The organism is Chamaesiphon sp. OTE_8_metabat_110 (genome assembly GCF_031382685.1).
Lineage (GTDB): Bacteria > Cyanobacteriota > Cyanobacteriia > Cyanobacteriales > Chamaesiphonaceae > Chamaesiphon.
The window spans coordinates 1-2640 of record NZ_JANMZA010000213.1 but is presented as its reverse complement, the minus strand read 5'-3'; the positions used below and the strand labels follow the sequence as shown (position 1 = coordinate 2640).

The window sequence follows — 2640 nt, the reverse complement described above, 5'->3', positions numbered from 1 at the left end:
ATAATTTTAAACCGATCTAAACCTAAAAAGATCGCCGCTAAAACTTCGCCATCGCGCATTTGGGCGAGTGCTAGATTCAATGATTGACTCAGGAGTAACCGGGAGGGTAAACCTGTCAATACGTCATAATAAACGGAATTTTCGGACATCTGTGCGACTATTTGCTCGATTATCACCACATGCGTCTCCATCGCTAAACTTTGAGCCAAGCTGAATTTTGCGCGATTGGGCTGGCAGTAAAGGGATGCCATCCATCGCCTCTGTATCCGCGCTCCGACTAATATGAATATCCACCTGCTATCGGCAGCGAGCGTGCGAGAAATATTTGCAGGTAATTGCCAACTAATTTGAACTAAAGATGGTGACAAACACAACATCATCATGGACGATACTGAATTTTTGGTCGGTGGTAATCGGTAATCGTGCAGGGGTAAATAGTGATAGTCTGGATCGAGCCAGCGATGCTACTAGCCTATACTATCCCGATCGCCAGTTTAGATCTTATGGACGACAGTGTTAATGATATCTCTTTGCCAATCGCGATGCCCGAGCGAGTGGCGGAACTTGCCGAATTAGTAGCTACAGCCAATGCCGATCGAGCGCCGATCGTCGTGGCGGGAAATAGCACTAAACTTGATTGGGGCGGAACCGTCGCAGGTGCAAAATCGATCGTCAGCACTCAAAAGCTCGATCGCTTAATCGCCCATGCAGTAGGGGATCTGACAATTACTGTCGAAGCGGGGATGGGGTTCGATCGAGTGCAGGAAGTACTTGCCACCGCCGGACAATTTTTACCCCTAGACCCAGTTTATCCCGACCGCGCCACAATTGGGGGGATAATCGCCACAGCAAATACTGGCTCCTTGCGACATCGTTATGGCGGCGTGCGAGATTTGCTATTGGGGATAAGTTTCGTGCGTGCTGATGGCAAAATTGCCAAAGCTGGCGGTAGAGTTGTCAAAAATGTCGCTGGTTACGACATGATGAAGCTATTTACTGGCGCTTACGGCACCTTGGGCATCTTGACGGAGGTGACTTTGCGCGTCTATCCGCAGCCGACTACTACTGGAACTGTCATTATTACGGGGGCGATCGCTGCCCTGGCAACAGCGGCTAAAATGTTGTTAGCTAGTACCGTCACCCCCATTGCCGCAGATATTGTCTCCACAGCCTTCAGTCAGCAGTTAGAGCTGAGTAATACGCCCAGTTTAGTCGTCAAATTTGCGACTATTCCCGCTAGTATTGCCGAGCAGTCCGCCCAATTACTAGCTATCGCCAAAGGATTGGGCTTAAAAGCCGGAATCTGGCAAGGCACCCAAGCCGAACGGCTCTGGAGTGGCATTCAGACCGGAATTTGGGGGACTACGCCAATCGGGTGTAAATTAGGTGTCAGACTCACCGCTGCTATAGATACGATCGCCACACTCGATCGATTGACAGATCGTACAGCTAGAGGTGTCATTCATCTCAATAGTGGCATCGGTGAGTGCGCTCTCTTCACCGCCGATGCGATCTTGCCGCTCCGCAGCCATTGTGAAGCAAATGGCGGCTTTTTATCCATGCTCCAAGCACCACCAGATCTCAAGCAGCAAATCGACATCTGGGGCTATCGCGGCAATGCCGTCCCCCTAATGCAACAAATCAAACACCAATTCGATCCTTTAGCTATCCTCAATCCTGGACGATGTTTTTAGCATACTCACATCTTGCATCAAAACAAAGTTACTAGGGTTTTAGTGAATAGTGAATAGTGGATAGTGGATAGTGAATAGTGGATAGTGGATAGATCTGTAGGTTGGGTTGTGATTCGGCTGTCGCTCATCAGCCAGAATGAAACTAAAGCATACCCAACCGCTAACCAGAGTTTCTTTTACCCTTTAGACGACACTTCTGTCGGCTCAGATCCTCTGAAAGAGCATCGCCATAAATTACGCGATCGAGCCACTGGTGTAAAATGTCAGTAAATAAACTATTTATCAGGGACAAGATTACCTTTTACCTCTTACCCATTACCCATTACCCATTACCCATTACCCATTACCCATTACCCATTACCCATTACCTATCCCCCTTCCGTTATGTCCCCACTCTGGAAATACGTCTCCCCAGGGATTCCCGACGAATTATTTGAAAGATTGCCAGGGATTCCCATGAGTCAGCGCGAAATTAGATTATTGCTAATTTCGGCATTGAGACTGGAAGCAAATTCGATCGTGTGGGATATTGGTGCTGGCACGGGGACAATTCCGGTAGAAATTGGGTTACTATGCCCTCAAGGACAAATTATCGCGATCGAGCGCGATGAAGAAGTAGCCAATCTGATTCAACTCAACTGCGATCGATTTGAAGTCAAAAATGTTCAAATCGTCATTGGCAGTGCGCCGCAATGTCTCAAGCAAATTACTACACTCCCTCACCGTGCCTGTATCGAAGGTGGTAAAGGCATCAAACCGATCTTGCAGCAAGTTTGGGCATATTTACCAAACACCGGACGAATTGTCCTCACCGCAGCCAGTCTCGAAGCTCTCTACGAAGTGTCAGAAAGTTTTACCCAGCTTCAAGCACGTAACGTAGAAGTCGTCCAAGCCGCCGTCAATCGTCTCGAAACCAGAGGTAATAGTCGGCGACTAGCAGCGGTAG

The 2640-nt window shown here is 48.4% G+C and carries 3 protein-coding genes; 2 read left to right on the top strand and 1 reads right to left on the bottom strand.

The window, feature by feature from the left end; genetic code table 11:
• Nucleotides 1-209 (bottom strand): diguanylate cyclase domain-containing protein (locus tag RMO52_RS07930; protein WP_310412672.1); only part of this gene is annotated, 209 nt, incomplete at its 3' end.
• Between the two features lie 252 nt (nt 210-461).
• On the opposite strand from RMO52_RS07930, the gene RMO52_RS07925 reads away from it, so the two are divergent.
• Complete coding sequence (locus RMO52_RS07925) at nt 462-1694, top strand: FAD-binding oxidoreductase (RefSeq protein WP_310412669.1); 1233 nt, start codon at nt 462-464, stop codon at nt 1692-1694.
• Between the two features lie 384 nt (nt 1695-2078).
• Nucleotides 2079-2640 (top strand): precorrin-6Y C5,15-methyltransferase subunit CbiT (gene cbiT, locus RMO52_RS07920; protein ID WP_310412666.1); only part of this gene is annotated, 562 nt, incomplete at its 3' end.

Bases quoted from the DNA above. Each gene is read 5' to 3' on its own strand.
- RMO52_RS07925 (WP_310412669.1), top strand. From the start codon at position 462: ATGCTACTAGCCTATACTATCCCGATCGCCAGTTTAGATCTTATGGAC.